26 protein-coding genes and 1 pseudogene are annotated in these 25,967 nt (G+C 72.2%); 14 read left to right on the top strand and 13 right to left on the bottom strand.

Annotated elements, in window-relative coordinates; all coding sequences use genetic code 11:
- The 6 genes and pseudogenes from GEV07_08620 to GEV07_08595 form a co-directional block, all read right to left on the bottom strand.
- Entirely contained in the window at nucleotides 1-327 is a 327-nt protein-coding gene (locus GEV07_08620; protein ID MQA02766.1) for a hypothetical protein, read from the bottom strand.
- 15 nt (nucleotides 328-342) lie between these two features.
- Nucleotides 343-1,698 (bottom strand): hypothetical protein, encoded by a 1,356-nt coding sequence (locus GEV07_08615; GenBank protein MQA02765.1) that lies wholly within the window; start codon nucleotides 1,696-1,698, stop codon nucleotides 343-345.
- 227 nt (nucleotides 1,699-1,925) lie between these two features.
- Complete coding sequence (locus GEV07_08610) at nucleotides 1,926-3,677, bottom strand: biotin/lipoyl-binding protein (GenBank protein MQA02764.1); 1,752 nt, start codon at nucleotides 3,675-3,677, stop codon at nucleotides 1,926-1,928.
- A 90-nt stretch (nucleotides 3,678-3,767) separates the two neighbouring features.
- Nucleotides 3,768-4,076: a transcriptional regulator gene (locus tag GEV07_08605; GenBank protein MQA02763.1), complete on the bottom strand. Its 309-nt coding sequence runs from the start codon at nucleotides 4,074-4,076 to the stop codon at nucleotides 3,768-3,770.
- Entirely contained in the window at nucleotides 4,073-4,495 is a 423-nt protein-coding gene (locus tag GEV07_08600; GenBank protein ID MQA02762.1) for a hypothetical protein, read from the bottom strand. Before GEV07_08600 ends, GEV07_08605 begins: the two co-directional genes overlap by 4 nt.
- A 55-nt stretch (nucleotides 4,496-4,550) precedes the next feature.
- Nucleotides 4,551-5,170, bottom strand: a pseudogene (locus tag GEV07_08595) (septum formation inhibitor Maf).
- Nucleotides 5,171-5,356: 186 nt separating this feature from the next.
- Here GEV07_08595 and GEV07_08590 point away from each other — a divergent pair.
- On the top strand, nucleotides 5,357-5,995 hold the full coding sequence (locus GEV07_08590; protein ID MQA02761.1) for a hypothetical protein: 639 nt from the start codon (nucleotides 5,357-5,359) through the stop codon (nucleotides 5,993-5,995).
- A 10-nt stretch (nucleotides 5,996-6,005) separates the two neighbouring features.
- Here GEV07_08590 and GEV07_08585 read toward each other — a convergent pair whose 3' ends face one another.
- Nucleotides 6,006-6,242: an acyl-CoA carboxylase subunit epsilon gene (locus tag GEV07_08585; protein ID MQA02760.1), complete on the bottom strand. Its 237-nt coding sequence runs from the start codon at nucleotides 6,240-6,242 to the stop codon at nucleotides 6,006-6,008.
- A 28-nt stretch (nucleotides 6,243-6,270) separates the two neighbouring features.
- Entirely contained in the window at nucleotides 6,271-7,911 is a 1,641-nt protein-coding gene (locus tag GEV07_08580) for a methylmalonyl-CoA carboxyltransferase (GenBank protein ID MQA02759.1), read from the bottom strand.
- Between the two features lie 134 nt (nucleotides 7,912-8,045).
- Here GEV07_08580 and GEV07_08575 point away from each other — a divergent pair, with 134 nt between their 5' ends.
- The 10 genes from GEV07_08575 to GEV07_08530 all read left to right on the top strand — a co-directional run bounded on the left by GEV07_08575 (nucleotide 8,046) and on the right by GEV07_08530 (nucleotide 20,039).
- Complete coding sequence (locus GEV07_08575; protein MQA02758.1) at nucleotides 8,046-9,149, top strand: alpha/beta hydrolase; 1,104 nt, start codon at nucleotides 8,046-8,048, stop codon at nucleotides 9,147-9,149.
- Between the two features lie 95 nt (nucleotides 9,150-9,244).
- Nucleotides 9,245-11,836, top strand: a complete 2,592-nt coding sequence (locus GEV07_08570) for a phosphoenolpyruvate carboxylase (protein MQA02757.1) — start codon at nucleotides 9,245-9,247, stop codon at nucleotides 11,834-11,836.
- A 2-nt stretch (nucleotides 11,837-11,838) separates the two neighbouring features.
- Nucleotides 11,839-12,648, top strand: a complete 810-nt coding sequence (locus GEV07_08565; protein ID MQA02756.1) for a biotin--[acetyl-CoA-carboxylase] ligase — start codon at nucleotides 11,839-11,841, stop codon at nucleotides 12,646-12,648.
- Between the two features lie 61 nt (nucleotides 12,649-12,709).
- Entirely contained in the window at nucleotides 12,710-13,219 is a 510-nt protein-coding gene (locus GEV07_08560; GenBank protein ID MQA02755.1) for a PH domain-containing protein, read from the top strand.
- A gap of 23 nt (nucleotides 13,220-13,242) precedes the next feature.
- Nucleotides 13,243-14,025: an enoyl-CoA hydratase gene (locus GEV07_08555; GenBank protein ID MQA02754.1), complete on the top strand. Its 783-nt coding sequence runs from the start codon at nucleotides 13,243-13,245 to the stop codon at nucleotides 14,023-14,025.
- 4 nt (nucleotides 14,026-14,029) lie between these two features.
- Nucleotides 14,030-15,898: a hypothetical protein gene (locus GEV07_08550; protein ID MQA02753.1), complete on the top strand. Its 1,869-nt coding sequence runs from the start codon at nucleotides 14,030-14,032 to the stop codon at nucleotides 15,896-15,898.
- 144 nt (nucleotides 15,899-16,042) lie between these two features.
- Nucleotides 16,043-17,551, top strand: coding sequence for an acyl-CoA carboxylase subunit beta (locus GEV07_08545; protein ID MQA02752.1), 1,509 nt, complete (start codon nucleotides 16,043-16,045; stop codon nucleotides 17,549-17,551).
- Between the two features lie 136 nt (nucleotides 17,552-17,687).
- Nucleotides 17,688-18,356, top strand: a complete 669-nt coding sequence (locus GEV07_08540) for a response regulator (protein MQA02751.1) — start codon at nucleotides 17,688-17,690, stop codon at nucleotides 18,354-18,356.
- A gap of 16 nt (nucleotides 18,357-18,372) precedes the next feature.
- Nucleotides 18,373-19,644, top strand: coding sequence for a HAMP domain-containing protein (locus tag GEV07_08535; protein MQA02750.1), 1,272 nt, complete (start codon nucleotides 18,373-18,375; stop codon nucleotides 19,642-19,644).
- Nucleotides 19,645-19,667: 23 nt separating this feature from the next.
- Nucleotides 19,668-20,039 (top strand): hypothetical protein, encoded by a 372-nt coding sequence (locus GEV07_08530; GenBank protein ID MQA02749.1) that lies wholly within the window; start codon nucleotides 19,668-19,670, stop codon nucleotides 20,037-20,039.
- Here GEV07_08530 and GEV07_08525 read toward each other — a convergent pair.
- Nucleotides 20,036-20,527, bottom strand: coding sequence for a GtrA family protein (locus GEV07_08525; GenBank protein MQA02748.1), 492 nt, complete (start codon nucleotides 20,525-20,527; stop codon nucleotides 20,036-20,038). The two genes, GEV07_08530 and GEV07_08525, sit on opposite strands and share 4 nt — an antisense overlap.
- A 152-nt stretch (nucleotides 20,528-20,679) precedes the next feature.
- Between GEV07_08525 and GEV07_08520 the strand changes: the two genes are divergently transcribed.
- The 3 genes from GEV07_08520 to purE are packed head-to-tail and all read left to right on the top strand — an operon-like array spanning nucleotide 20,680 to nucleotide 23,510.
- Nucleotides 20,680-21,834 (top strand): acyl-CoA dehydrogenase, encoded by a 1,155-nt coding sequence (locus tag GEV07_08520; protein MQA02747.1) that lies wholly within the window; start codon nucleotides 20,680-20,682, stop codon nucleotides 21,832-21,834.
- Nucleotides 21,835-21,861: 27 nt separating this feature from the next.
- Nucleotides 21,862-23,004, top strand: a complete 1,143-nt coding sequence (locus tag GEV07_08515) for a 5-(carboxyamino)imidazole ribonucleotide synthase (GenBank protein MQA02746.1) — start codon at nucleotides 21,862-21,864, stop codon at nucleotides 23,002-23,004.
- Nucleotides 23,001-23,510, top strand: coding sequence for a 5-(carboxyamino)imidazole ribonucleotide mutase (gene purE / locus GEV07_08510; protein ID MQA02745.1), 510 nt, complete (start codon nucleotides 23,001-23,003; stop codon nucleotides 23,508-23,510). The genes GEV07_08515 and purE overlap by 4 nt, the downstream gene beginning before the upstream one ends.
- A gap of 122 nt (nucleotides 23,511-23,632) precedes the next feature.
- On the opposite strand, the gene GEV07_08505 is transcribed toward purE, so the two are convergent.
- The 4 genes from GEV07_08505 to GEV07_08490 all read right to left on the bottom strand — a co-directional run.
- A complete protein-coding gene (locus GEV07_08505; GenBank protein ID MQA02744.1) occupies nucleotides 23,633-24,130 on the bottom strand; it encodes a DUF1348 family protein in 498 nt (165 codons plus the stop codon).
- On the bottom strand, nucleotides 24,114-25,271 hold the full coding sequence (locus GEV07_08500) for a methyltransferase domain-containing protein (protein ID MQA02743.1): 1,158 nt from the start codon (nucleotides 25,269-25,271) through the stop codon (nucleotides 24,114-24,116). The genes GEV07_08505 and GEV07_08500 overlap by 17 nt, the downstream gene beginning before the upstream one ends.
- Nucleotides 25,272-25,308: 37 nt before the next feature.
- Nucleotides 25,309-25,638 carry a hypothetical protein gene (locus tag GEV07_08495; protein ID MQA02742.1) on the bottom strand — a complete coding sequence of 110 codons (330 nt, stop codon included), beginning with the start codon at nucleotides 25,636-25,638 and terminating at the stop codon, nucleotides 25,309-25,311.
- Between the two features lie 213 nt (nucleotides 25,639-25,851).
- Nucleotides 25,852-25,967 (bottom strand): IS982 family transposase (locus tag GEV07_08490; GenBank protein MQA02741.1); only part of this gene is annotated, 116 nt, incomplete at its 5' end.

The raw sequence follows: 25,967 nt of genomic DNA, 5'->3' as shown, positions 1-25,967 counted from the left end.
CTACCTGGTCGGCTGGTCCGGCGGCGCTAGGCCGTGCTGGCGGAGCTTACGGTCGCGGATCGGGCCGGCGTAGAGCACCATCACGAACATGCTGCTCACCCACAGCAGGACGCCGGCGAGGATGCGCAACACCCACGGCCCTGGCAGCAGCAGGAACAGCAGGCAGAACGGCACGAGCACCAGCATGTGGCGGCCGACCAGCCGCCACCGCCAGTCCGCGTCGGTGAGGTCGTGCCGCACCCAGTCCGCGTACCTCGGCGTCAACCGCACGCCGAGTGTGTAGAGGAGCTTCCGGAACAGGTTGGGGTCACCTGGCAGCCGCGGCATGCCTCGAGGCTACGGTCAGAAGTCGCCGCCGCCGAAGCCGCCGAAGTCGCCGCCGCCGAAGCCGCCGAAGTCGCCGCCGCCGAAGCCGCCGGAGTCGCCGCCGCCGAAGCCGCCGGAGTCGCCGCCGCCGAAGCCGCCGGAGTCGCCGCCGCCGAAGTCCCCGAAGCCGCCCCAGCCGCCGGCGAGCACCGAGCCGAGCAGCATGCCGGTCAGCAAGCCGTCGACGCCGTACGCCCCGTAGTACCCGCCGTACCACGGGGCGTACGCCGGGCCGCCCTCCCAGTAGGGCCGGCGTACGCCGTCGACCATGACGTGCCTGGCGGCGGGCTCGTGGCCGTGGTCCATGATGCTGGCGTCCGCGGCGCACACCGGGACGTCGCGCACCGAGCCGCCCGGCGGGGTCCACGGCCGGTCGGCGGCCGAAGGGCCGTGCTGCGGGTTGAAGAAGCACGGCGCCCGGCGGGCCGGCACCGGTTCGCCGGTCAGCCTGGCCCGCACGCAGGTCATCTCGTACCTGCCGTCGTCGAGGGCCTCGGTCACCCTGCGCAGGTCGTCCGGCCGCCGGGCGGCGACCAGCGCGTCCTTGGACCTGTCGTACGCGTCGAGCGCGTTCTCGTAGTTGGTACGTGCAGCCGGGTCGAGGTCCGCGCCCTGGACGTCCAGGTCGAGCTCCGCGATGTCCTCGCCGAGCTTGGTCACGTCCTCTTCCGCGGTGTCGTGCACGGCCGCGAACTGCTCGGCCTCCCGCTGCTGCCGCTTCCGGCGCGACGAGACGGCCACCAGGCCACCGGCGAACGCGATCAGCAGCAGCAGGCCGAGGCCCACCAGCATGACCGAGCCGACGCCCGCACCCGAGTCCTGCTGGTCGTTCTGCTCCGCCGAGGCGGCCGCCTCGGCGACCTTGTCGATCAGCAACGAAGCGATGCTCTGCGGGTCACCGTCCCCCTCGTTCATGGCGGACTCGGTGAGCGCGTCGATCCTGTCCGGCACCTCGGTGGAGTACGAGTGGATGGTGTTCTCGCCGAGCGTGATGTACGTACCAGGGCCGCCGTGCTTCTCCGCCAGCCGCTGCACCAGCTTCTTGCCGCCGTTATCCACCTCGTCCTGCGGGAGCACGGCGACGAAGATCGGCGTGCCGGTGGCGTCGTCCTGGACCTGGGCGGTGAGCCCCTCGACGTCGTCGGCGGACAGGACCCCCGCCGAGGGGTCCTGGTAGACCGGCTTGCCGGCGTCCCAGGCGGCCGTGATCTTGCCGATGTCGGTCGCGGCGTCGGCCGGTTGCGCCTGCGCCGTGGCGATGCCGGTCGCAGCCGCGAGCGCCAGCAGGAACGCCACGAGCGAAATGGCGGTCGTTCGCGTCAGAGCACGCATCGGCTCGGTTCTCCTCATGACATCGACGCCGGGGGGAGCGCCGTCCAAGACAGCCAATTGCTTCTCCCAATCTCTCACGCCCGACCACGGTCTGCGCGTGATCATCAGCCAAGATCAGGTTGAGTGGGCACTCTAGTAGAGGGTGCCCGTCCTTCTGGGTACGAACGGCGGCGGGTCGGGGTTCCCGGTCACGTGGCGCAGGTCACCCGTGGCTCAGCGTGGTCGCGTCAGTCGACGATCTCGCAGATCAGCCCGCCGTTGCTGACGGTGGCGCCGACGGTCGCGTCCAGCCCCCTGACGGTGCCGCTGCGGTGCGCAGACAGCGGCTGCTCCATCTTCATCGCCTCGAGCACGACGACCGGGTCGCCGGCCGCCACCTGCTGGCCGTCCTCGACGAGGACCTGCACGATCGTGCCCTGCATCGGGCTGGTCAGCGAGTTGCCGGTCGCGGCACCGCCGGCGTTCTTCTTACCGGACCTGCGGCGGCGCGGCTGCGGCGCCTGGCCCGCGCCGGTGCCGCCGGCGGGCAGGCTCACCTCGAGCCGGCGACCGGCCACCTCGACGACGATCAGCTCCCGCTCCTCGGCCTCGGCCTCGGCCTCGGCCTCGGCGTCGGCGGTGCCCGCGTACGGCGGGATGTGGTTCTCGAACTCGGTCTCGATCCACCTGGTGTGGACCCGGAACGGCTCGTCGGTGAACGCCGGGTCGGCGAGCACCGAGCGGTGGAACGGCAACACCGTGGGCATGCCGTCGACGCGGAACTCCGCCAGCGCGCGCCGGCTGCGCGCGAGCGCCTGCCGGCGGTCGGCTCCGGTGACGATCAGCTTGGCGAGCATCGAGTCGTACATCTGCGGCACCACGGTGCCGAGCTGGACGCCGGCGTCGAGGCGTACGCCGGGGCCGGACGGCGGCTGCCACCCGGTCACCGTGCCGGGAGCGGGCAGGAAGTTCGCGCCGGCGTCCTCGGCGTTGATCCTGAACTCGATGGCGTGGCCGCGGATCGGCGGGTCGTCGTAGCCGAGCGGCTCGCCGTCGGCGATGCGCAGCTGCTCGCGCACCAGGTCGATGCCGGTGACCTCCTCGGACACCGGGTGCTCGACCTGCAGCCTGGTGTTGACCTCGAGGAACGAGATGGTGCCGTCCTCGCCGACGAGGAACTCGCAGGTGCCCGCGCCGACGTAGCCCGCCGCCCGCATGATCGCCTTGCTGGACTCGTACAGGGTGGCGACCTGCTCGTCGGTGAGGAACGGCGCGGGTGCCTCCTCGACCAGCTTCTGGTGCCGCCGCTGCAGTGAGCAGTCGCGGGTCGACACCACCACAACGTTGCCGTGGCTATCGGCCAGGCACTGCGTCTCGACGTGCCTGGGCCTGGCGAGATAGCGCTCCACGAAGCACTCGCCGCGGCCGAACGCCGCGACCGCCTCACGTACGGCGGAGTCGTACTGGTTCGTGACGTCGTCGAGCTCGTACGCGACCCGCAGCCCGCGGCCACCGCCGCCGAACGCCGCCTTGATGGCGATCGGCAGGCCGTGCTCGCGGGCGAACGCCGTGACCTCGTCGGCGCTGCCGACCGGGTCCTTCGTGCCGGCAACCAGCGGCGCGCCGACCTGGGCGGCGATGTGCCTGGCGGCGACCTTGTCGCCGAGCGACCTGATCGCCTCAGGCGGCGGGCCGATCCAGGTGAGCCCGGCGTCCAGGACGGCCTGCGCGAACTCGGAGTTCTCGGCGAGGAAGCCGTAGCCGGGGTGCACCGCGTCCGCCTCGGCGCGCTTGGCGACGTCGAGGATCTTCGCGATGTCGAGGTAGCTCTCCGCGGGGGTGCTGCCGCCGAGCGCGAACGCCTCGCCCGCCGCCGTCACGTGGACTGCGCCGCGGTCCGGTTCCGAGTACACCGCCACGCTGGCCAGCCCGGCGTCGGTGCACGCCCTGGCCACCCGGACGGCGATCTCACCCCGGTTCGCGATCAGCACCTTCCGCACGCGGTCTCCCTCCGCCCAGTGATCCCCGCCGGTTCGCAGTGTAGGGCGTGCGCGGTCGCGTCCGTCCCGGTTGCGTGACGGATGCCACGCCTAGCCGGCGTTGTCGGCGATGTCGCGCAGCGCTGCGAGGTGGCGCTCGTACGCCTCCCGTCCCTTCGCCGTGAGGCTGAGCCAGGTGCGGGGGCGCTTGCCCACGTAGCCCTTCTTCACCTTCACGTAGCCGGCCGTCTCGAGGGCCGTCACGTGCTTGGACAGCACGGAGTCGCTGACCTCCACGGTGTCGCGTACGTGCCGGAACTCCGCGTTGTCGAGGCCGGCGAGCGTCGCGGCGACGGAGAACCGCACGGGCGAGTGGATGACATCGTCGATACGGTGCCGCGGGTGCGTGCCCGAGGTCATGCCCGACCCCTGCGGTGGGTCACGTACGCGCCGACGAACGCCGGGATGGCCATGGCGACGCCGCCGCCGACGAACCACGGCCAGCTGCCGGCGAACACGCTGGTGCCCAGCCCGATGGTGATGGCCCATGCGGCCGCCCAGGTGCCGATGACCGCGCCGTGGAGCGACCCGAACCCGCGGATGGCGGTGCGCTGCCGCATCGACCAGACCGACAGGCCGATGATGATGACCAGCCAGATCGGCATGGTGACCGCGGTGGCCAACCGCGGGTCGACGAACCCGAACGTGCTCGCCAGCCCGAACGACGCGATGCCGTAGATGACCAGATACCGCGCATACCAGCGAGCCGCCGTAGACCGGGACGTGCTCCCCAACCGGTCGGCGCGGGCCAGCTCCTTGCGTGCCTGAGTGCTCTCCATGTCCGCCATCTTGGCAAGTATTTTCCAATGTGTCAAATACTTGCCAGCGGGCGGGTCAGGCCGGGGTGGGGCTGCGCCAGAGGTCGGGGACGGTGTAGCCGTGCGCGGCCAGGAGGTGGCGGAAGGTGGGCAGGGAGAGGCCCACCACGTTCGACCAGTCGCCGTCGATGGCTTCGACGAAGGGGCCGCCCAGGCCGTCGAGGGTGAAGCCCCCGGCCACTCGGGTGGGTTCGCCGGTGGCTACGTAGGCGTCGATCTCGTCGTCGGTGAGGTCCGCGAACCGCACGGTGGTAGACGCGGCGGCGGCCTGCTGCCGGCCGGTGGCCGTGTCCACGACGCAGTGGCCGGTGACGAGGGTGCCGCTGCGGCCACGCATGGTGCGCCGCGCCGCGCCGCGTCGGCGGCGTCGCCCGGTTTGCCCAGGATCTCGCCGGCGAAGTCGAGCACCGAGTCGCAGCCGACGACCAAGGCGGGTGACTCGGCGTAGCGGGCAGCGACCGCCGTCGCCTTCGCCTGTGCCAGCATTGCGGCCAGCTCGGCGGCTGTCGCCGCCGCGTACGCCGATTCGTCCACGTCAGAGACGGTCACCTCGACGGCGAACCCCGCGTTACGCAACAGCACCAACCGTGCTGGCGACGCAGAGGCGAGTACGAGCAGTGGTGTGTATGTATCCACTACGACCGGTGTGACCAAATCGTTGCTCTCCGTCCAACCTCGTTCCAGTTACCAGTCCATAGCTGGCAGTCTGCCGGTGTCCCTGCGGGGGATGCCGAGGCTAGGGGGAGGTCCCAGGTGGCCGGACGCCACTCAGCGCCGAAGAACGGGCGCGGACGCAGACCTCTGTTCGTCGTCCTCGGTGTCGTGACTGTACTCGTCCTCGTCGGCGGCGGCACCGCCTGGGCGTTCGGCCGGGCGCTGCTGCCAGGCGGCGACAAGCAGGCTGCCGCGACCTCTTCGCCCACCCCCAAGCCGGTGCCCGCGTCGGTGCTCGACTGCAAGGAGTCGGTGCAGGCCGGCGACCTGGCCGTCGCCAAGGCGTACCAGTCGTACCGCGACTGGTACCGGCACGTGAAGGCGCAGTGGGACCTCGACAAGGGCAAGATCACCCTCGACAAGGCGTACGAGATCTGGGACGAGACGCACGCCAGGGGCAGCTCGGACATGAACGCGTTCGACGCCCAGCGCATCGTCTACGAGCGCCAGGAGGGCGCCTGCGGCAAGGTGCCAGACTCCGTGCCTGACAAGTACGACAGTGCGGTCGGCAGCTGCCAGAAACGCGCGAAGGCGATCAGCACCACCATGGAGGCCGGCATCCAGGTCGGCAACGACTGGATGAAGCACGTGCTGGCCGAGCGCAACAAGGACAACATCCCCTCGTACGACTACCACCGGATGTGGGTGAAGGCCGTCAAGAAGGCGCCGAAGGCCTTGGGCAAGTTCGAGGGCGCACACGGCAAGTACAAGATGGCGCCGGAGTGCAAGCTGCCGAAGGCCGAGTGACGCACCGACCTCAGCGCGGCCGGCGGTAGCGCCGCCAGGCGTCGCGGCCGTGCGGCAGCGGTCGGCGCAGTGCGTTCGCCCGGTCCGCCCAGGCCGACACCCGTGGCTGCGCCGGCGTCCCCGCCGCCTGCCGGGCCGACCGCACGCGTAGCGCGGCCACCAGCGCCGCGACCTCGTCCGGGGTGGGGTCGCCGCGCACGATCCGCAGCACCGGCCGCTCGCCGGCGGCGTCCTGACGGTCGCTCATCGGGTCGGTACCTCTCGCGGGTCGGCGGTCACAGCGGGATGTTGCCGTGCTTGCGCGGCGGCGCGTCGACGCGCTTCGTGCGCAGCGCACGCAGCGCCCGCACCACCTGCGCGCGGGTTTCCGCCGGCTGGATCACGGCGTCCAGGTACCCGCGTTCTGCGGCGACGTACGGGTTGGCGAGGGTGTCCTCGTAATCCGTGATCAGCTCCTGCCGCAGCGCCTCGACGTCGCCGCCCTCCTGCGCCGCCTGCCCGAGCCGGCCGCGGTACAGGATGTTCACCGCGCCCTGCGCGCCCATCACCGCGACCTGTGCGGTCGGCCAGGCCAGGTTGACGTCCGCGCCGAGGTGCTTGGAGCCCATCACGTCGTACGCCCCGCCGTACGCCTTCCTGGTGATCACCGTCACCTTCGGCACGGTCGCCTCGGCGTACGCGTACAGCAGCTTCGCGCCGCGGCGGATGATGCCGCCCCACTCCTGGTCGGTGCCTGGCAGGAAGCCGGGCACGTCCACGAAGGTGAGCACGGGGATGTTGAACGCGTCGCAGGTGCGCACGAAGCGCGCGGCCTTCTCGCTGGCGTCGATGTCCAGGGTGCCGGCCAGCTGCATCGGCTGGTTCGCGACGACGCCGACGCTCTGCCCGTCCACCCGGCCGAAGCCCACCACGATGTTCGGCGCGAACAGCGCCTGCACCTCGAGGAACTCGCCGTCGTCCACCACGTGCTCGATGACCGTGTGCATGTCGTACGGCTGGCTGGCCGAGTCTGGCACCAGTGTGTTCAGCTCGGTGTCCTCGGCGGTCACCTCGAGCGGCGCGTCCGCGGGGTAGCTCGGCGCGTCGTCCATGTTGTTGCTCGGCAGGTACGCGAGCAGCGCCTGCACGTACTCCACCGCGTCGTCCTCGTCGCTGGCCAGGTAGTGCGCGTTGCCGCTTCGCTCGTTGTGGGTACGCGCGCCGCCGAGCTCCTCGAAGCCGACGTCCTCGCCGGTGACGGTCTTGATAACGTCGGGCCCGGTGATGAACATGTGCGACGTCTGGTCGACCATCACGGTGAAGTCGGTGATCGCCGGCGAGTACACCGCACCCCCGGCGCACGGCCCCATCACCAGCGAGATCTGCGGTACGACGCCGCTGGCCTTGACGTTGCGGTAGAAGATGTCGCCGTACAGGCCGAGGCTGACCACGCCCTCCTGGATGCGGGCGCCGCCTGAGTCGTTGATGCCGATCATCGGGCAGCCGGTCTTCAGCGCGTGCTCCATGACCTTGACGATCTTCTCGCCGAACACCTCGCCGAGGCTGCCGCCGAAGACGGTGAAGTCCTGCGCGAACACCGCCACCGGGCGGCCGTCGACCGTGCCGTAGCCGGTCACCACGCCGTCCCCGTACGGCCGGTTCTGCTGCTGGCCGAAGTTCGTGGACCGGTGCCTGGCCAGCTCGTCCAGCTCGAAGAACGAGCCCTCGTCGAGCAGCATGGCGATGCGCTCGCGCGCGGTCTTCTTGCCCTTCGCGTGCTGCTTCTCCACCGCGCGCGCCGACCCGGCGTGCACGGCCTCCTCGTGCCGCCGTTCGAGGTCGGCGAGCTTGCCGGCCGAGGTGTGGACGTCGAGGTCACCGGCGTCTGGTCGTTCCGTGGTGCCGGGGCTCGGTGCCTCCGGATGCGGTTCCGCCATGCCGGTCAGCCTAGTAGTGCCACGACCGCGATCCGGGTGACGTCGGCCACTTCCCCGGTACTGCCGAAAGTCGTACGCGGCACCCGACGGTCGGCGGATGTGCGCGGCCCGCCGCCGTACCTAGATTGCTGAGCATGCGAATCCTCGTCGCCGGCCTGGTCGCCGGCCTCACCCTCTGCGCCGCGCCAGCCGCCGCGGCGAGCACGACGCCGCGGCTGGCGCTGCCCGAGCCCATCGGCCGGCACTCGGTCGGCGCCACCGCGTTCCACCTCGTCGACGAGGCGCGCACGGACCCCTGGCGGCCGGTGTCAGGGAACCGGGAGCTGATGGTCACCATGTGGTACCCGACAGCCGTGCCGCACGGTGCGTCCGTCGAGTACGTGACCGCGGCGGAGTCCGAGGCGTTCCTCGACTTCCAGCGTGACCAGGGTTCGCCCATCCCGGAGGACCTGCCGGACGACGTGCTGACCGGCACCCGCACGCACGCCACCGCGGGCGTACCGCCGCTGCCCAGGCCAGGTGGACGTCCGCTGGTGCTGCTCTCGCCCGGGTTCACGCTGCCGCGCGCCACCCTCACCGGCCTCGCCACCGGCCTCGCCAGCCGGGGCTACCTGGTGGCCGCAGTCGACCACGCGTACGAGTCGTCGGGCACCTCGTTCCCCAGCGGGCTGAAGACCTGCGTCGCCTGCGAGGTGGGCGAGGCGACCGCGGTCCCGCCGGTGCGGGCCGCGGACATGTCATTGGTGCTCGACCGGCTCACCCGTAACCGGTTGGTCGACGCCGACCGGGTCGCCATGGTCGGGCACTCGATCGGCGGTGCCTCCGCCGCGACGGCGCTCGCCGCGGACGACCGGATCGACGCTGGCGTGAACCTCGACGGCACGTTCTTCGACCCGCTGCCGGCGGCCGGTCTGCGCAAGCCGTTCCTCATGCTTGGCACCCAGCGGCACCGTCCCGGCGGCGACGACGAGAGCTGGGACACTGCCTGGGCCCGGCTGCACGGTGCGAAGTACTGGTTCACGGTCGAGGACACCGGGCACCTGTCGTTCACCGACACCGCGGTGCTCGCCGACCAGATGGGGCTGACCGACCCGGCGGCGCCGCTGCCGGGTACGCGGACCACGGCGATCACCCGTGCGTACGTCGGGGCGTTCCTCGACCGCCACCTGCGCGGCGCCGGCGGCTCGCTGCTCGACGGGCCGAGCGAGCGCTTCCCCGAGGTGCACCCGCAGCCCTGACCGAGGGTGGCCCGCTCGTTAGGCTGCAGCACGTGTCGGACCCCGCGGAGGATGTGCAGCGCCCCAGCGACGTGCGTGACGCGGCGCGGCTGGAGATGCCGGAGGCCATGCGCCGCGACGTACGGCTGCTCGGCGACACGCTCGGGCGTGTGATCAGCGAGCAGGGTGGCGCCGACCTGCTCGACGACGTCGAGCGGCTGCGCCGCGCGGTGATCGCCGCACACTCCGACCCGGCCGCCGAACGGGAGGCCAGGCGGCTGGTGGAGTCGTGGCCGATCTCCCGCGCGGAGCAGGTCGCGAGCGCGTTCACCTGCTACTTCCACCTGGCCAACCTCGCCGAGGAGCACCAGCGCGCCCGCACCATCGCGGAACGCGACCGGTCCGGCGAGCCGGTGCCGGAGTCGCTGGCCGCCACGGTCACGACGCTGCAGCAGCAGTACGACGGCGAGCGCGTCGCGGCGCTGCTCGGTGACCTGTGGTTCCACCCGGTGCTCACCGCGCACCCGACCGAGGCGCGGCGACGGGCCGTGGTGGCGGCGATCCGCCGGGTCGGCGAGCAGCTCACCAGGCTGCACGCGGCCGGGCCGACCGGCAGCGAGGCGGCCGAGGCCAGTCGGCGGCTGTACGAGGAGGTCGACGGGCTGTGGCGCACGGCGCTGCTGCGCCAGAGCCAGCCCGACCCGCTCGACGAGGTGCGTACGGCGATGGCGGTGTTCGACGAGACGCTGTTCCGCACCGTGCCGGTGCTCTACCGGGGCCTCGACACCGCGCTCTCGCCGGACGACGCGGGCCGGCGCCCGGCGCTCGCGCCGCCGTTCCTCAGGCTCGGCAGCTGGGTCGGCGGCGACAGGGACGGCAACCCGCACGTCACGGCGCAGGTGACCAGGGAGGCGGCGCTGATCCAGGCGGAGCACGTGCTGCGCGCGCTGGAGAACGCCGCGACCCGGCTCGGCCGCACGCTCACCGCGGGCGACGCCACCACGCCGCCGTCCGACCAGCTGCGTGCGCTACTCAGGCGCAGTCGCGCCGCGTACCCGGACCGGATGGCGGAGCTGGCCAAGCGGTCCCCGAGCGAGTCGCACCGGCAGGCGCTGCTGATCGCCGCGCGCCGGATCCGGGCGACCAGGGAGCGCGACCTCGACCTCGCGTACCGCGATGCCGACGAGCTGCTCGCCGAGCTGGCGCTGGTGCAGGAGTCGCTGGCCGCCGCGGGCGCGGTGCGGCTGGCGTACGGCGAGCTGCAGCACCTGGTCTGGCAGGTGCGTACGTTCGGCTTCCACCTCGCCGAGCTGGAGATCAGGCAGCACAGCGAGGTGCACGAGCGGGCGCTGGCCGAGGTGCGCGCCGGCGGCGAGCTCAGCGAGCAGACCGAGGAGGTACTGCAGACGCTGCGCGTCGTTGCCTGGGTGCAGGAGCGCTTCGGGGTGCGGGCCTGCCGCCGCTACGTGGTCAGCTTCACCCGCCGCGCGGACGACGTCGCGGCCGTCTACGAGCTCGCCGACCACGCAACCAGCGGCCGGCCGCCGGTGCTCGACGTCGTGCCGCTGTTCGAGACCGGCGCCGACCTGCGCGGCGCCGTCGAGGTGCTGAGCGAGGTCGTGCAGCTGCCGCCCGTCCGCCGCCGGCTGGACGCGACCGGAGCGCGGCTCGAGGTGATGCTCGGCTACTCAGACTCCGCCAAGGACATCGGCCCGGTGGCCGCGACGCTGCTGCTGTACGACGTGCAGGGCGCGCTGGCCGCGTGGGCGAGCAAGCACGGCATCAGGCTCGCGCTGTTCCATGGTCGCGGCGGCGCGCTCGGCCGCGGCGGCGGCCCGGCCAACCGGGCGGTGCTCGCGCAGGCGCCAGGCTCGGTGGCCGGCACGTTCAAGGTGACCGAGCAGGGCGAGGTGATCTTCGCCAGGTACGGGAACGCAGCGATCGCCAGCCGCCACATCGAGCAGGTGTCGTCGGCCGTGCTCATGGCGTCCACCGAGGAGGTGGAGCGGCGTGCGATCGACGCGGCCGAGCGGTTCCGCGGGCTCGCCGACCGGATCAGCGCCGCCGCGCACGAGACGTACCAGGCGCTGGTCGACGCGGACGGGTTCGCGGCCTGGTTCGCCGCCGTCAGCCCGCTGCCGGAGATCGGCTCGCTGCGCATCGGCTCCCGGCCGTCGCGGCGCGCCGGTGCCGCGCAGGACCTCGCCGGGCTGCGGGCGATCCCGTGGGTGTTCGCCTGGTCGCAGGCCAGGATCAACCTGCCCGGCTGGTACGGCCTCGGCAGCGGCCTCGCCGCCGCGGACGACCTGCCGCAGCTGCGGGAGGCGTACGCCCAGTGGCCGCTGTTCCGGTCGCTGCTCGACAACGCGCAGATGAGCCTGGCGAAGACCGACCGCAAGATCGCCGCCCGCTACCTCGCGCTCGGCGACCGGCCCGACCTGACCGAGCAGGTCCTCGCCGAGTACGACCGCACCGTCGACTGGGTGCTGCAGGTGACCGGAAGCACCCGGCTGCTGGAGGCGAGCCGGGTGCTGTCGCGGGCGGTGCAGCTGCGCAACCCGTACGTCGACGCGCTGTCGCACCTGCAGCTGCGCGCGCTGAGCGCCCTGCGCCTGGGCGAGCCCACCGACGAGGAGCACGCCGGCTACGAGCGGCTGCTGCAGCTCACCCTGAACGGGGTGGCGGCCGGCCTGCAGAACACCGGCTGACCATGGGCGACGAGCGGGCGCCGCTGCGCGCCGACGAGCTGACGGCCGCGATCGTGCGCGGCGGGGCGCTGTGGCGTGCGGTGCGCGTCACGCCGAGCACGGCGTCGACCAGCGCCGACCTCGCGGCCGTCGCCGGCACCGAGGCGGAGGGGCTCATCCAGGTCGCGGAGTTCCAGGAACGCGGCCGCGGCCGGCTGGACCGCACCTGGCAGGCGCCGCCGCGTTCGGCGCTGACGTTCAGCGTGCTGCTCGCTCCAGCCGACGTGGCGGTGGACCGGTGGCCGTGGCTGCCGCTGCTCGCCGGCGTCGCCGCCGTGGACGCGCTCGCCGACGTGCTGCCGCAGGGCGCCGGGCTGAAGTGGCCGAACGACGTACTGGTCGGCGACCGCAAGGTCGCCGGGATCCTCGCGGAGCGGGTGGGCGGCGCGCTGGTGCTCGGCATGGGGCTGAACGTCTCGCTGCGTGCCGACGAGCTGCCCGTGGACACGGCGACGTCGCTGCTGCTCGCCGGCGCCGCCGACGTCGACCGGACGGCGCTGCTGGCCGCGCTGCTCGACCGGCTGGCGGCGGAGTACGTGGCGTGGCGCCGAGCGGCCGGCGACGCCACGGCCAGCGGCCTGCTCGACCGGTACCGGCAGCGGTGCGTCACGCTCGGCCGGGCGGTGCGGGTGCAGCTCCCCGGGGACCAGGTGCTCGACGGCACCGCCATCGACGTCGCACCGTCCGGTGCCCTGCTCGTCACCGACCCCGCCGGCAGCGAGCACGAGCTGGCCGCCGGCGACGTCGTACACGTCCGCCCCACCCCACCCTGACCACGGCGCGCCGGGGTCGCTACGTGCGGTGGGGGCCGTGCTCACGTGGGACGATCTGGGCATGGCGAAGGTCGACAGGCGGTTGGCGCCCGGTGAGCAGATCTACCACCAGCTGCACCCGCACTGGCAGGTGCTGGTCGGTCCGGTGTTCCTGTTCCTCGTGTGCGTCGGTGCCGGCGGGTTCCTGGCCGCCGTGTTGCCGGAGACCTGGATGCGCGCCGCCATCGCCGTCATCTGTCTGCTCGTCGTGCTGCTCTGGGTGCTCCGCCCGTTCCTGCGCTGGTACACCACCACGTACACGCTCACCGACCGGCGGGTGCTGATCCGCGAGGGCATCTTCACCAGGAGCGGGCGCGACATTCCGCTGGCCAGGGTCACCGACGTCGCGTTCAGGCACACGCTGTGGCAGCGGATGCTGCGCACCGGCACGCTGATCCTGGAGTCGGCCGGCGAGCAGGGCCAGGCCGTGCTCACCAACGTCCCTTCGGTCGAGACCGTCCAGCGCGACATCTACACCCTGCTCGACCCGGCCGCCCTGGACAGCGACGCCGACGAGGAGGAGTCGTACTGACGCGCGCGGCTATTCTCGGCGGCATGACACACATCGCCTGCCGCACCGGCGCCGCCGGCCCGCACGTCGCCGAGGTAGTGCTCGACCGGCCGGAGGCGCACAACGCGCTGTCCACGGCCATGGCCGACGAGCTGGCCCGGGTGTGCCGCGAGCTCGCCGACGACCGCGCCGTGCGCGCGGTCGTGCTCACCTCGTCCGGGGAGAAGGCGTTCTGTGTCGGCGCCGACCTGAAGGAGCGGAACTCGTACACCGACGAGCAGCTACGTGCGCAGCGGCCGGTGTTCCGCGCCGCGTTCGGCGCCCTGCTCGGTCTGCCGGTGCCGACCATCGCTGCGGTGCACGGCTACGCCCTCGGCGGCGGCTTCGAGCTCGCCCTGTCGTGCGACCTGATCGTCGCCGACGAGACCGCGGTCGTCGGTCTGCCCGAGGTGTCGGTGGGCGTGATCCCCGGCGGTGGCGGCACCCAGCTGCTGACCCGCAGGGTCGGCTGGTCCCGCGCCGCCGACCTGGTGTTCACCGCCCGCCGGGTGGGCGTGGCCGAGGCGGAGCGGCTGCGGCTGGTCGACCGGCGCACGGCGGCAGTCGAGCACCGCGACACGGCGCTCGAGCTGGCGCAGCAGATCGCGAAGAACTCCCCGGTTGGCGTACGCGCGGCCAAGCGGGCGATGCGGCTGGGCTACGACGTCGACCTGTCGGCCGGGCTGGAGCTGGAGGACGCCGCCTGGCGCGACACCGCGTTCTCCGCCGACCGGGTGGAAGGCGTGCGCGCGTTCAACGAGAAGCGCGCGCCGCAGTGGCCGGGGTGACCTCGTGTCCGGGGTAGTGCAGCTCGCGGCGGAGGGCGGCGGTCACAGGGAGTCCACCACGGTCAGCACGCTGCTCGCGGTGATCGCCGTCGGCATCGGCGTCGTCGCCATCACGGCGCTCGCCCAGCGGATCCGGTTCTCCGCGCCGCTGCTGATCGTCGGCGTCGCGGTGGCCGTCTCGCTGGTCCCCGGGGTGCCGGCATTCCAGCTCGACCCCGACCTGGTGTTGTTCGTCCTGCTGCCGCCGCTGCTCTACGCCGCCGCGCGCGGCAACTCGTATCTGGGCGTCCAGAAGCTGCGTCGCCCGATCGGCATGCTGGCCGTCGGCATGGTCATCGTGACTGCCCTGTCGGTCGGTGTCGTGACGCACCTGATCGTCCCCGACGTGTCGTGGGCAGCCGCGATTGCGCTCGGGGCGGTCGTCGGCCCGCCGGACGCGGTGGCCGCGACGGCGGTGGCCAGGCGTGCCGGGCTGCCGCGCAAGCTGGTGACCGTCCTCGAGGGCGAGAGCCTGTTCAACGACGCCACCGCGCTGGTGACGTTGCGGGTGAGCATCGCAGCGGCCGTCGGTGGAACGTTCGCGCTCGGCGACACGGTGCTGCAGTTCCTCGTCGCGGCCGTCGGCGGGCTGGCCTTCGGCACCGTCGCCGGTCTGCTGCTGAGCTGGGTACGCGCGCGGATGACGTCGGCGCTGCTCACCACCGGGCTCTCGCTGCTGACCCCGTTCGCGGTGTACGTCGCCGCCGAGGAGGCGACGCTGTCCGGCGTCATCGCGGTGGTGGTGACCGGGCTGGTCCTCGCGCACCGCTCGCCGGTCGACCAGTCGCCGGCCGCGCGGCTGACCGAGAACGGGGTGTGGGCGACCAGCCAGCTGCTGCTCGAGGGCGTGGTGTTCGCGCTCGTCGGGCTGCAGCTCACCAGCATCGTGGCCGGGGTGACCAGCCCCTGGTCGACGGTCGCGCTGCTGTCGGGTGTCGTGCTGCTCACCGTGCTCGTCGTCCGCCCGCTGTGGGTGTTCGGCCTGGTGTACGTCGCGCGGGTGCTGCCGTGGACGCGCAGCGAACGACCCAAGCCGGGCGGGCTCGCGGTGATCTCCTGGGCCGGCATGCGCGGTGTGGTGTCGCTCGCGGCCGCGCAGACGCTGCCGCTCGACCTCCCGCACCGCGACCTGTTCCTGCTGGCGACCATGGTGGTCATCTTCGGCACGCTCGGGCTGCAGGGGCTGACGCTGCCTGCGCTGATCCGGCGGGTCGGCGTCGAGGCGCCCGACCCGCCGGCAGGACGCCTTCCAGGTCGCGCAGGCGCAGCAGCGGGCCACCGACGCCGCCAAGCGCAGGATCGAGGAGATCGGCGAGGAGGAAGGGCTGCCGCCGCGGCTGGTGCAGCTGATGCACAAGCAGCTCGACCTGCGCGCGTTCTCCGCCTGGGAGCAGCTCGGCGACCAGCAGGCGGAGACCCCCATGCAGACGTACCAGCGGCTGCGCAGGGAGATCGTGGCGGCCGAGCGGGAGGTGTTCGTCGAGCTGCGCGACACCGGGGAGCTCGAGGAGGAGCTGCTGCGCGAGCTGCAGCACCGGCTCGACCTGGAGGAGTCGCTGCTGCCCGACCCGGTCGAGTCGGAGGCCGAGGGCCACCAGGACGTGCTGCCGGGCCCGCAGGCCCGTACCTGCGAGCATCTGCAGGTCGCGCCGGTCGAGGTGCCGGACGCCGAGCCGCGCGAGTGCGAGGCCTGCCGCCACGACGGCCGCGACGACTGGGTGCACCTGCGCGCCTGCCTCAGCTGCGGGCACGTCGGGTGCTGCGACTCGTCGCCTGGGAGGCACTCGGCCGCGCACTTCACCGAGACCGGCCACCCGGTGATGGGCTCGGCTGAGCGCGGTGAGCACTGGCGCTGGTGCTTCCTCGACAGCCGCGTTGGCTAGTGTGACGGTGGCCACTTGCCTCTGCGGGTAACCTCGCTGACGTGACGATCGACGACAGCACCACGCCGGCGCCGGACGAGCCGGGACACCCGCACCTGGACGAGCTGCGCGACCGGGTCCTCGCCGGCGGTGCACCGAAGTACCACGAGGCGAACGCGGCGAAGGGCAAGCTGTTCGCCAGGGAACGCATCCGGCTGCTGGTCGACGAGGGCTCGTTCACCGAGGACGGCGTGTACGCGAACGTGCTCGCCGGTGACCTGCCCGCCGACGCGGTGGTCACTGGGACTGCGACCGTCGGCGGCCGCCCGGTGTGCCTGATGGCGAACGACTCCACCGTCAAGGCCGGCTCCTGGGGCGCGCGGACGGTGGAGAAGATCGTCCGGATCATAGAGACCGCGTACCGGGGCGGCATGCCGATGGTCTACCTGGTCGACTCCGCAGGTGCGCGCATCACCGACCAGGTGGAGATGTTCCCCGGCAGGCGTGGTGCGGGACGGATCTTCCACACCCAGGTGCGGGCCAGCGGCTCGGTGCCACAGGTGTGCGCCCTGTTCGGCCCGTCCGCCGCAGGTGGCGCGTACATCCCCGCGTTCTGCGACGTGGTGGCCATGGTGGACGGCAATGCGTCGATGTACCTCGGCAGCGACCGGATGGTGGAGATGGTCGTCGGGGAGAAGACCACGCTGGAGGAGATGGGCGGCGCGAAGGTGCACTGCTCGGTCTCCGGCTGCGGGCACCACCTGGCCAAGGACGAGGCGGACGCGATCGAGTTCGTCCGCGGCTACCTGTCGTACCTGCCCTCGAACTGGACGCAGCAGCCGCCGAGCGCGCCGGCCGCGGAGCCGAAGCAGGTCGACCTGGACGCCCTGGTGCCCGCCGACGACCGGCAGGCGTACGACATGCGCAGGTTCGTCCGCGGGCTGGTCGACGACGGCTCGTTCTTCGAGATCCACGCCCAGTGGGCGAAGGAGCTGCTGGTCGGGTTCGCCCGGCTGGACGGCCAGCCGGTCGGCATCGTGGCGAACAACCCGATGTTCAAGGGCGGGGTGCTGTTCGTCGACTCCGCGGACAAGGCGACCAGGTTCGTCCAGCTGTGCGACGCGTTCAACATCCCGCTGCTGTTCCTCTCCGACGTGCCCGGCTTCATGGTGGGCACCGCCGTCGAGCGGCAGGGCATCATCAGGCACGGCGCGAAGATGATCACGGCGATCAGTGAGGCGACCGTGCCGAAGATCTGCGTGGTGGTGCGGAAGGCGTACGGCGCCGGGCTCTACGCCATGTGCGGCCCCGGGTTCGAGCCGGACGCCACCATCGCGCTGCCGACGGCGAAGATCGCGGTGATGGGGGCGGAGGCGGCGGTAAACGCCGTCTACTTCAACCGCATCCAGGCGATCGAGGACGAGCAGGAGCGCGCCGACTACGTCGCCAGCCTCCGCAGCGAGTACGAGGACGACATCGACGTGGTGCGGCTGGCCAGCGAGCTGGTGGTCGACGACGTCCTCCCCGCCTCGCGGCTACGCGGCGAGCTGGTGCGCAGGTACGCCGCCAGCGGCGGCAAGGACCGCACCTTCTCCCGCCGCCGACACGGTGTCACACCGGTCTGACCGGCCGACGGGCGTACGATCGTCGTATGACTGTGCTTCCCGTCGGCCTCCCGCGCTCCGCTCCTCGCTCACCTGCGCCTGGCTCGCGCGCGCCGGGTAGCGTACTCGCTACGATGCTCACGCGAGAGGCCTCCTCATGACACGGGTGTTGCTGGCCGAAGACGACGCGTCGATCGCGGAGCCGTTGACCCGCGCGTTCCGGCGGGAGGGGTACGAGGTCGACGTGTCCGAGAGCGGCGTCGAGGCGTTGCATACCGCACACGACGCAGGCGTCGACCTGCTCGTGCTCGACCTCGGGCTGCCCGAGCTCGACGGGCTGGACGTCTGCCGCAAGCTGCGTGCCGAAGGGCGCGATCTGCCGATCCTCGTGCTGACGGCGCGTGCCGACGAGGTCGACACGGTCGTCGGGCTGGACGCCGGCGCCGACGACTACGTGACGAAGCCGTTCCGGCTGGCTGAGCTGCTCGCCCGTGTGCGGGCGCTGCTGCGCCGCGGCGCCAGCGAGCACGCGCAGGTGCACGGCGTCCGGATCGACAGCGACAGCCGCCGCGCCTGGCTCGGCGACGCGGAACTGGTGCTCACCACGAAGGAGTTCGACCTGCTGCGCGTGCTCGTGCGCGACGCGGGCAAGGTCGTCACCCGCGACCAGCTCATGCAGGAGGTGTGGGGCAGCAAGTGGTGGGGGTCGACGAAGACCCTGGACATGCACATCTCCTGGCTGCGCCGCAAGCTCGGTGACGACGCTACCGACCCGCACTACATCACCACGGTCCGTGGGGTCGGCTTCCGGTTCGAGCGAGACTGACCGCCCGCTGATCTCGATGCGCCGCCGCCTCGTCGTCTCGACCCTCGTGCTCTCGTTGGTGGCCGTCACCGTGTTCGGTGTGCCGCTGGCCGTCGCCGCGTACCGGCTGGTGCACGACGAGACGGTGCGGCGACTGCAACGTACGGCAGACGCGATCGCGACGTCGGTGCAGATCAGGGCCGAGCGCGACGAGCGGGTTACGTCCAGCGACATCCCGAAGACCCAGGAGGACGTGCGGGCGATCATCCGCTACCCGAACGGGCGGGTGATCAGGGTCGGCCCGCGGGTCTCCGGCGCACAGCTCACCGCGCAGGCCAGGACCACGGACGGCATCCTGGTGACGGTCGCCACGCCCCGTGCGGTGGTGGAGCGTACGAGCATCCTCGGCGTGCTGGTCGTCGCGGCGATCGGCGTGCTCGCCGTCGGGGTCACCGTCGGGCTGGCGTACCTGCAGGCCCGCCGGCTGGCGTGGCCGCTGCGCGACCTGGCCTGGCGTGCGGACCGGCTGGGCTCGGGGGAGTCGCTGCCCGCCCGCAGGCACTACGGCACCGCCGAGGTGGACCGCATCGCCGAGGTACTCGACAAGAGCGCGGCGCGCATCGCCAAGCTGCTGCAGGCCGAGCGTGCCTTCGCCAGCGAGGCGTCGCACCAGCTGCGTACGCCGCTCGCGGCGCTGTCGATGCGGCTGGAGGAGATCGAGAGCGCCGCCAACACCCCTGACGTGGTGCAGGAGGAGGCGCAGGCGGCGCTCGCGCAGGTGAGCCGGCTGGCCGACGTGGTCGAGCAGCTGATGGCCGCGGCACGGTCGGGCGGCGACGAGGTGATGGAGCCGGTCTTCGTCGACGACGTCGTCGACCAGCAGCGCGCCGAGTGGGAGCCGGCGTTCCGGCGCGGCAACCGGGAGCTGCGTATCGCCGGTGACCGCGGGCTGCGGGCGCGTGTCTCGGCGTCCACGTTGTCGCAGGTCATCGCGACGCTGCTGGACAACGCCCTGGTGCACGGCGACGGCACGACCACCGTAAGGGTGTCGTCCACGGCACAGTCGGTGGTCGTCGAGGTCACCGACGAGGGGCCGGGGGTGCCGCCCGGGCTCGGCCAGCAGGTCTTCGACAAGCACGTCTCAGGCGGCCACGGCACCGGGCTCGGCCTCGCCCTGGCCAGGTCGCTGGCCGAAGCCGACGGCGGCCGGCTACTGCTTGCGCGGGAACGCCCGGCGCGGTTCGCACTGTTCCTCCGCCCGATCCGCGACGAGCCCGCGCCACGGCGGGTCGTGGGCGGCCCGGCGTGAGCGCGTTGCCTTACCGTCGGGGCATGGACGTACGTTCGCCCGGATGGTGGCTGCAGGTGGTCGGCGCCGTGCACGTCGGGGTCGGGGTAGCGCTCTACCGCACCGAGCTCGCGGAGATCGCGCGTGCCGGAGTGGTGAACGCCGTGCCCGACCGTGGCGGCCGGGCGACGGCGTTCTGGTTCCTCGCGCCCGCGCCGGCGCTCTGGCTGGGCGGCCGGCTGCTGCGGTCCGCAGAGGCGAACGACGACCACGCCGCCCAGCGCGCGGCGGGCGTCGCCCTCACCGCGACCGGCCTGGCATGCGCCGCGGCGATGCCGGCCAGCGGCTTCTGGGCGCTCACCGCGGTCGGGGTCGCCGCCCTGCGCCGCGGCCGGCGGGTCGTGGCCCGCGGCTAGCGGTCGTCGTCGCGGGTCGGCAGGCCGGAGTGCGGGTCCACCGGAGGCGCGTCCGGCGGTAGGAACACCCAGCGCCGGTAGGACCAGAACCGGAACAGCGTGGCCAGGCCGACGCCGACCACGTTGCTCGCGATGTTGCTGGCCAGCCGGGTGCCGAAGATGTCCGGCCAGATGTCGGCGAGCCAGTAGTAGCTCAGGCCGAGCACCAGCATCTGGATCAGCAGGCCGATGCCGTTGAACACGAAGAAGAGGAAGTACTCCTTCGCCAGCCCGGAGTTCTTCCGGTGCCGGAACGTCCAGAACCTGTTGCCGGCGAAGGCGAACGTCGTCGCCACGGCGGTCGCCAGCACCTTCGCGGTGAGCGGGCCGAGCCCGTAGAGCAGGTTGAACACGCCGGTGTCGACCACCCAGGCGACCGCGCCGACGGTGCCGAACTTCGCTGCCTCGTGCAGGAGTTGCCGGAACCGGCGGTATGCCTTCCCGAGGATGCCGGACCGCGGGTCGTCGTGGGCGCCCTCGGCCCCCTCAGCGCTGCTGGCCACCGGCCCAAGGCTAACGGTCGGCCGGTGCCGGGTGGGTGTAGCGTCCGGCGTGGTGCCCGTGACCCGGGTACGAAGCCGTCCTACGTGCGGAGGATCCCGTGCTTGACTACCGACTCGACGCCGAACACGAGGCGCTGCGTGCGACCGTCGCGGAGTTCGCCCGCGACGTGGTGGCGCCGCGGATAGCCGAGTTCTACGAGCGCGACGAGTTCCCGCTCGACATCGTCAGGCAGATGGGCGAGATGGGCCTGTTCGGCCTGCCGTTCCCCGAGGAGCACGGCGGCATGGGCGGCGACTACTTCGCCCTGTGCCTGGTGCTGGAGGAGCTGGCGCGGGTCGACTCTTCGGTGGCGATCACCGTCGAGGCCGGCGTCTCGCTCGGCGCCATGCCGATCTACCGGTTCGGCACCGAGGAGCAGAAGCGCACCTGGCTGCCGCGGCTGTGCCGCGGCGAGATCCTCGGCGGCTTCGGGCTCACCGAGCCGGGCGGCGGCTCGGACGCCGGCGCGACCGCCACGACCGCCGAGCTGGACGGCGACGAGTGGGTGATCAACGGCAGCAAGGCGTTCATCACCAACGCCGGCACGGAGATCACCGGCCTGGTGACGGTGACCGCCGTGACCGGCGTGGACGCGGACGGCCGCAAGGAGCTCTCGAGCATCATCGTGTCTTCGGGCACACCCGGGTTCACCGTCGGCCAGCGGTACTCGAAGGTCGGCTGGAACGCGTCCGACACCAGGGAGCTCGCGTTCAGCGGCTGCCGGGTGCCCGCGGCGAACCTGCTCGGCGAGCGCGGCCGCGGCTACGCCCAGTTCCTCCGCATCCTCGACGAGGGCAGGATCGCGCTCGCGGCCCTGTCGACCGGGCTGGCGCAGGGCTGCGTGGACGAGTCACTGAAGTACGCGCAGCAGCGCGAGGCGTTCGGCAAGCCGATCGGGGCGTACCAGGCGATGCAGTTCAAGATCTCCGACATGGAGGTGCGTGCGCACACCTCCAGGCTGGCGTACTACCGGGCGGCGGAGCTGATGCTGCGCGGCGAGCCGTTCAAGCGGGCCGCGGCGATCGCGAAGCTGCACGCGTCCGAGTGCGCGGTCACCAACGCGCGGGAAGCCACCCAGGTGCACGGCGGGTACGGCTTCATGAACGAGTTCCCCGTCGCCCGGATGTGGCGCGACGCGAAGATCCTGGAGATCGGCGAGGGCACGAGCGAGGTGCAGCGGATACTGATCGCCCGCGACCTCGGCCTCTCCTGACCGACCCGGCGTCGCTAGGCTCGGGCTGTGCAGAGTCCCTCTGGTTTCCCCTCGGTCGGCATGGTCGGCGCCGGTCAGCTGGCGCGGATGACGCACGCCGCGGCCATCCCGCTCGGCGTGGGTTTCCGGGTGCTCGCCGCGGACCCGTCCGACGGTGCGGTGCTCGTCTGCGGCGACGTCACCGTCGGCCAGCACACGTCGCTGGCCGACCTCCGCGGGTTCGCCGCCGGCTGTGACGTGGTCACGTTCGACCACGAGCACGTGCCTGGTGAGCACCTCCGTGCGCTCGAGGCGGACGGACACCTGGTGCGGCCGGGGTCCGCGGCGCTGCTGCACGCCCAGGACAAGCAGGTGATGCGCGACCGGCTGGCGCCGCTCGGCATCCCATGCCCCGCCTACGCGAACGCCGACCCTGGTGCGGCCGACAAGCAGGTGCGCGCGTTCGCCGAGGAGCACGGCTGGCCGGTGATCGCGAAGACGCCACGCGGCGGCTACGACGGCAAGGGGGTGTGGGTGCTCGACGGCCCGGACGACCTCGCCGACCTGCCCGAGGTGCCGCTGCTGCTCGAGGAGCGGGTGGAGTTCCGCCGCGAGCTGGCCGCGCTGGTGGCACGCTCGCCGCACGGGCAGGCGGTCGCGTACCCGGTGGTGGAGACCGTGCAGCGCGACGGCATCTGCGTCGAGGTGCTCGCGCCGGCGCCCGGCCTGGCCGAGGACCACGCGCTGCTCGCGCAGCAGCTTGCCCTGCGGATCGCCGGCGAGCTCGGCGTCGTCGGCGTGCTCGCGGTGGAGCTGTTCGACACCGCCGACGGGGTGGTGGTGAACGAGCTGGCGATGCGGCCGCACAACTCCGGGCACTGGACCATCGACGGCGCGCGCACGTCGCAGTTCGAGCAGCACCTGCGCGCGGTGCTCGACCTCCCGCTCGGGTCACCGGCACCGGTCGCGCCGTACACGGCGATGGCCAACCTGCTCGGCGGCGCCGACCCGCACGTCTACGACAGGTACGTGCACGTGCTGGCCAAGGACCCGGCGGTGAAGGTGCACCTGTACGGCAAGGAGGTGCGGCCTGGCCGCAAGATCGGCCACGTGACCGCCGTCGGCGACGACCTCGACGACGTCCGCGCGCGAGCCAAGGATGCATGCGACTACCTCAGGGGGGACGGATGAGCGAAGGTACGCCGGTGGTCGGCGTGGTGATGGGGTCCGACTCCGACTGGCGGGTGATGAGCGCCGTCGGCGAGGCCCTGGACGAGTTCGAGGTGCCGTACGAGGTCGACGTGATCTCCGCGCACCGGATGCCGCGGGAGATGATCGAGTACGGCGCGACGGCGACGGACCGCGGCCTGCAGGTGCTCGTCGCGGGCGCCGGCGGCGCCGCGCACCTGCCCGGCATGCTCGCGTCGGTGACCCCGCTGCCGGTCATCGGCGTGCCGGTGCCGCTCGCGCACCTGGACGGCATGGACTCGCTGCTGTCCATCGTGCAGATGCCTGCCGGGGTGCCGGTCGCGACGGTCTCCGTAGGCGGCGCCCGCAACGCCGGCCTGCTCGCCGTGCGTATCCTCGCCGCGGCGGACCAGAAGCTACGGGCCAGGATGGTCGACTTCCAGGCGGACTTGAAGGCCGCGGCGGAGGCGAAGGGCGCCCGGCTGCGCGACGAGCTCGCCGACGGCTAGCGCTCGGGTCGTCGAGGATCTCCGACGCGCCGGCGATCGATCTGGACAAGGCATCGGCGGACGGCCGGTTACGGCACGTGGGACGAGGTGCCGGCGCCAGGCCGGGTGACGCGGGTCGGCGCTCATATCACCGGGGTGGTCGGTGGTCCGCCTTCCTCCCATGCGTTGAAGGTGGCGTCCCACACGGCGACCTTCCCGTCGCGTAGCTGCCAGATTTCGGTGCCGCGGCCGAGCATGGCCTTGCCCGTCTTCGCATCCTCCCAGCTCGCGTCCCAGCTGTTCGCGAGCAGGTCGCCCATCAGCACGCGCGGCGTCTTCGTCAGCCGGTAGCATTTGGTGCGGGCGAACCTGGCGGTGAGGAACTCCATGATCGCGGCACGGCCGCGCAGCTCGGGGAAGTCGGCGAAGCGGGCAACGGCGTCCTCGGTGAACCCTTCGGCGATCGCCGCCAGGTCGGCGGCGCCGAACGCGGCCTCCACCGACTTGACCAGTTCGGTCGCCTCGTCCCAGGTCATCATGAGCCTCTCCCCGCCCGCAGACGTGTGGGGGAGGCGTAACCGGACCGCGCGGGTGAGCGCGGTCCGGCGGGACGGTTCGTCGGAGTCAACGGACGAGCTCATAGAACCGCCAGAAGTCGTCCTCGATGGGCAGGTTGGTGGTGGCGGAGAACCCCGCCTCGGCGGCCAGGGCGGACATGGTGGATGGCCGGATGACGGCCCCGATGGCTGCCGAGGGCTGCTCGGCCATGGACTGGGGCAGGCAGGCAAGGATGCTCACCGCGTAGAGGAACCCGTCGATGGGCCCAGGCTCGGCGAAGCTGTCCCCAGCGTGCTCGTCGGCGACGATCAGCCTGCCGCCGTCCGCGAGCATGCCCTTGGCCGCGCGCAGGGCGTCGACCGGTCTGGCCATGTCGTGGACCGCCTCGAGAATCGTGACCACGTCGTACACTCCGTCGTCGGTGCCGTTGTCGGACAGGTTCCGCACCTGGAACCTGACCCGGTCGGCGACACCGGCCTCGGCGGCGTTGTGTCTGGCGATCGCGATCGACGTCTCGTCGTTGTCGAACCCGTCGGCGGTGACGGCCGGGTAGTGCCTCGCCATGGCGACCGCGGCCAGCCCGACGCCGCACGCGAGGTCGGCGATCCTGGCGGGCGGGTCGGCGCGCAGGCGCGCGTCGATGTCCGCGAGGGCAGGCAACCAGACCTCCGTCAGGGCGTGGGTGTACATCGGCCTGGTCATCGCGCCCTGTAGCCGTACGAAGCTCTCGCCATAGCGCTCGAGGGGAACGCCTTCGCCGTCACGGAACGCTTTCGCCAGCCAGGTGACGGCCGGGCCGAGCTCGGTCGCGCAACCTGCGAGAGCTCCGACGAAGGCCGGGCTGTCGTGGTCGCACAACGGCTCCTGGTGCGCGAGCGGCAGCGCGTACTTCCGGTCGGCGGCGTCCGCGGTGGCGTCCGCCACCTCGATGACGCCGCTGACCGTCTGCTGCTCGAGCCATTCGCGGACGTACCGTTCTGCGCACCCCGTGCGTTCGGCTAGCTCGTACGAGGTTGCCGGACCAGCTGACAGCGCCTCGTACAGGCCCAGCCGCACGCCGATGTCGATCACGTACAGGTCCAAGGCGCCGTTCAGTGACCCGAAGACGCGTTCGACGAACGCACCTGTCTGCTGTTCGAGCGTGTGCTCGTCGACTTGTGAGGTGTCAGTGGTTGTCATGACCGTTCCTCTGCTCCATGGATCGTTCGGTTGAGCTTCGAGCATGCGACCAGCAACCGATGCCGAGCATGGGGAACGTTCCCTATTTCTCGACGGGGTACGAGGCGGCGTAGGCAGTTGCCTCGACGCGGCTGCGCACCCCGAGTTTGGTGAGGATGTTGCTGACGTGGTTCCCGGCCGTCTTGGTCGAGATGTAGAGCCGCCCGCCGATCTCGGCGTTGGTGAGCCCCTGGGTGACCAGCCGGAGGACCTCCTGCTCACGGCCGGTCAACACGCCGCCGCCCTTGGCACCCACGCGGCTGCGGTCGCCGAGGACGCGCAGGAGTGCGGCGGCGGCATTGGCCGGCCGGGCCGCGGGCGCGTCGTCGACGCGTAACCGCGCCAGGTCCAGGTGTGCGTGCGCTGTCTCCATCGCGCCGGGAGCGGAGACGGACAGGGCATCCAGGGCCGTTTCCAGTGCCACGACCGCTTCGTGGCGCTCCCCCCGCGCGACCAGCACCCGCGCGCGGCCGGACCACGCCCGGCCGGTCGCCCGGCGATTCCCGGTCTGCTCGGCGACGGCGGCGAGGCGGCGCGCCGCGAGGTCCGCGGCGGCGACGTCGCCCCTAGATGGTTGATTCCTTGGTCAGTGGTCGTAGGCGGTTAGTGATCGTTTGCTGGTGACGCCGGTGGTCCAGTTGGTCCAGATGCCGGAGGTGAGGGCGAGGAGTCGCTGGGCGATGCGGGTGAAGACTCCGGTGG

It is taken from the genome of Streptosporangiales bacterium (genome assembly GCA_009379825.1).
Classification (GTDB): Bacteria; Actinomycetota; Actinomycetes; order Streptosporangiales; family WHST01; genus WHST01.
Note: the sequence above shows the minus strand (reverse complement) of the source record. Positions and strands in the feature narration are given on the sequence as shown.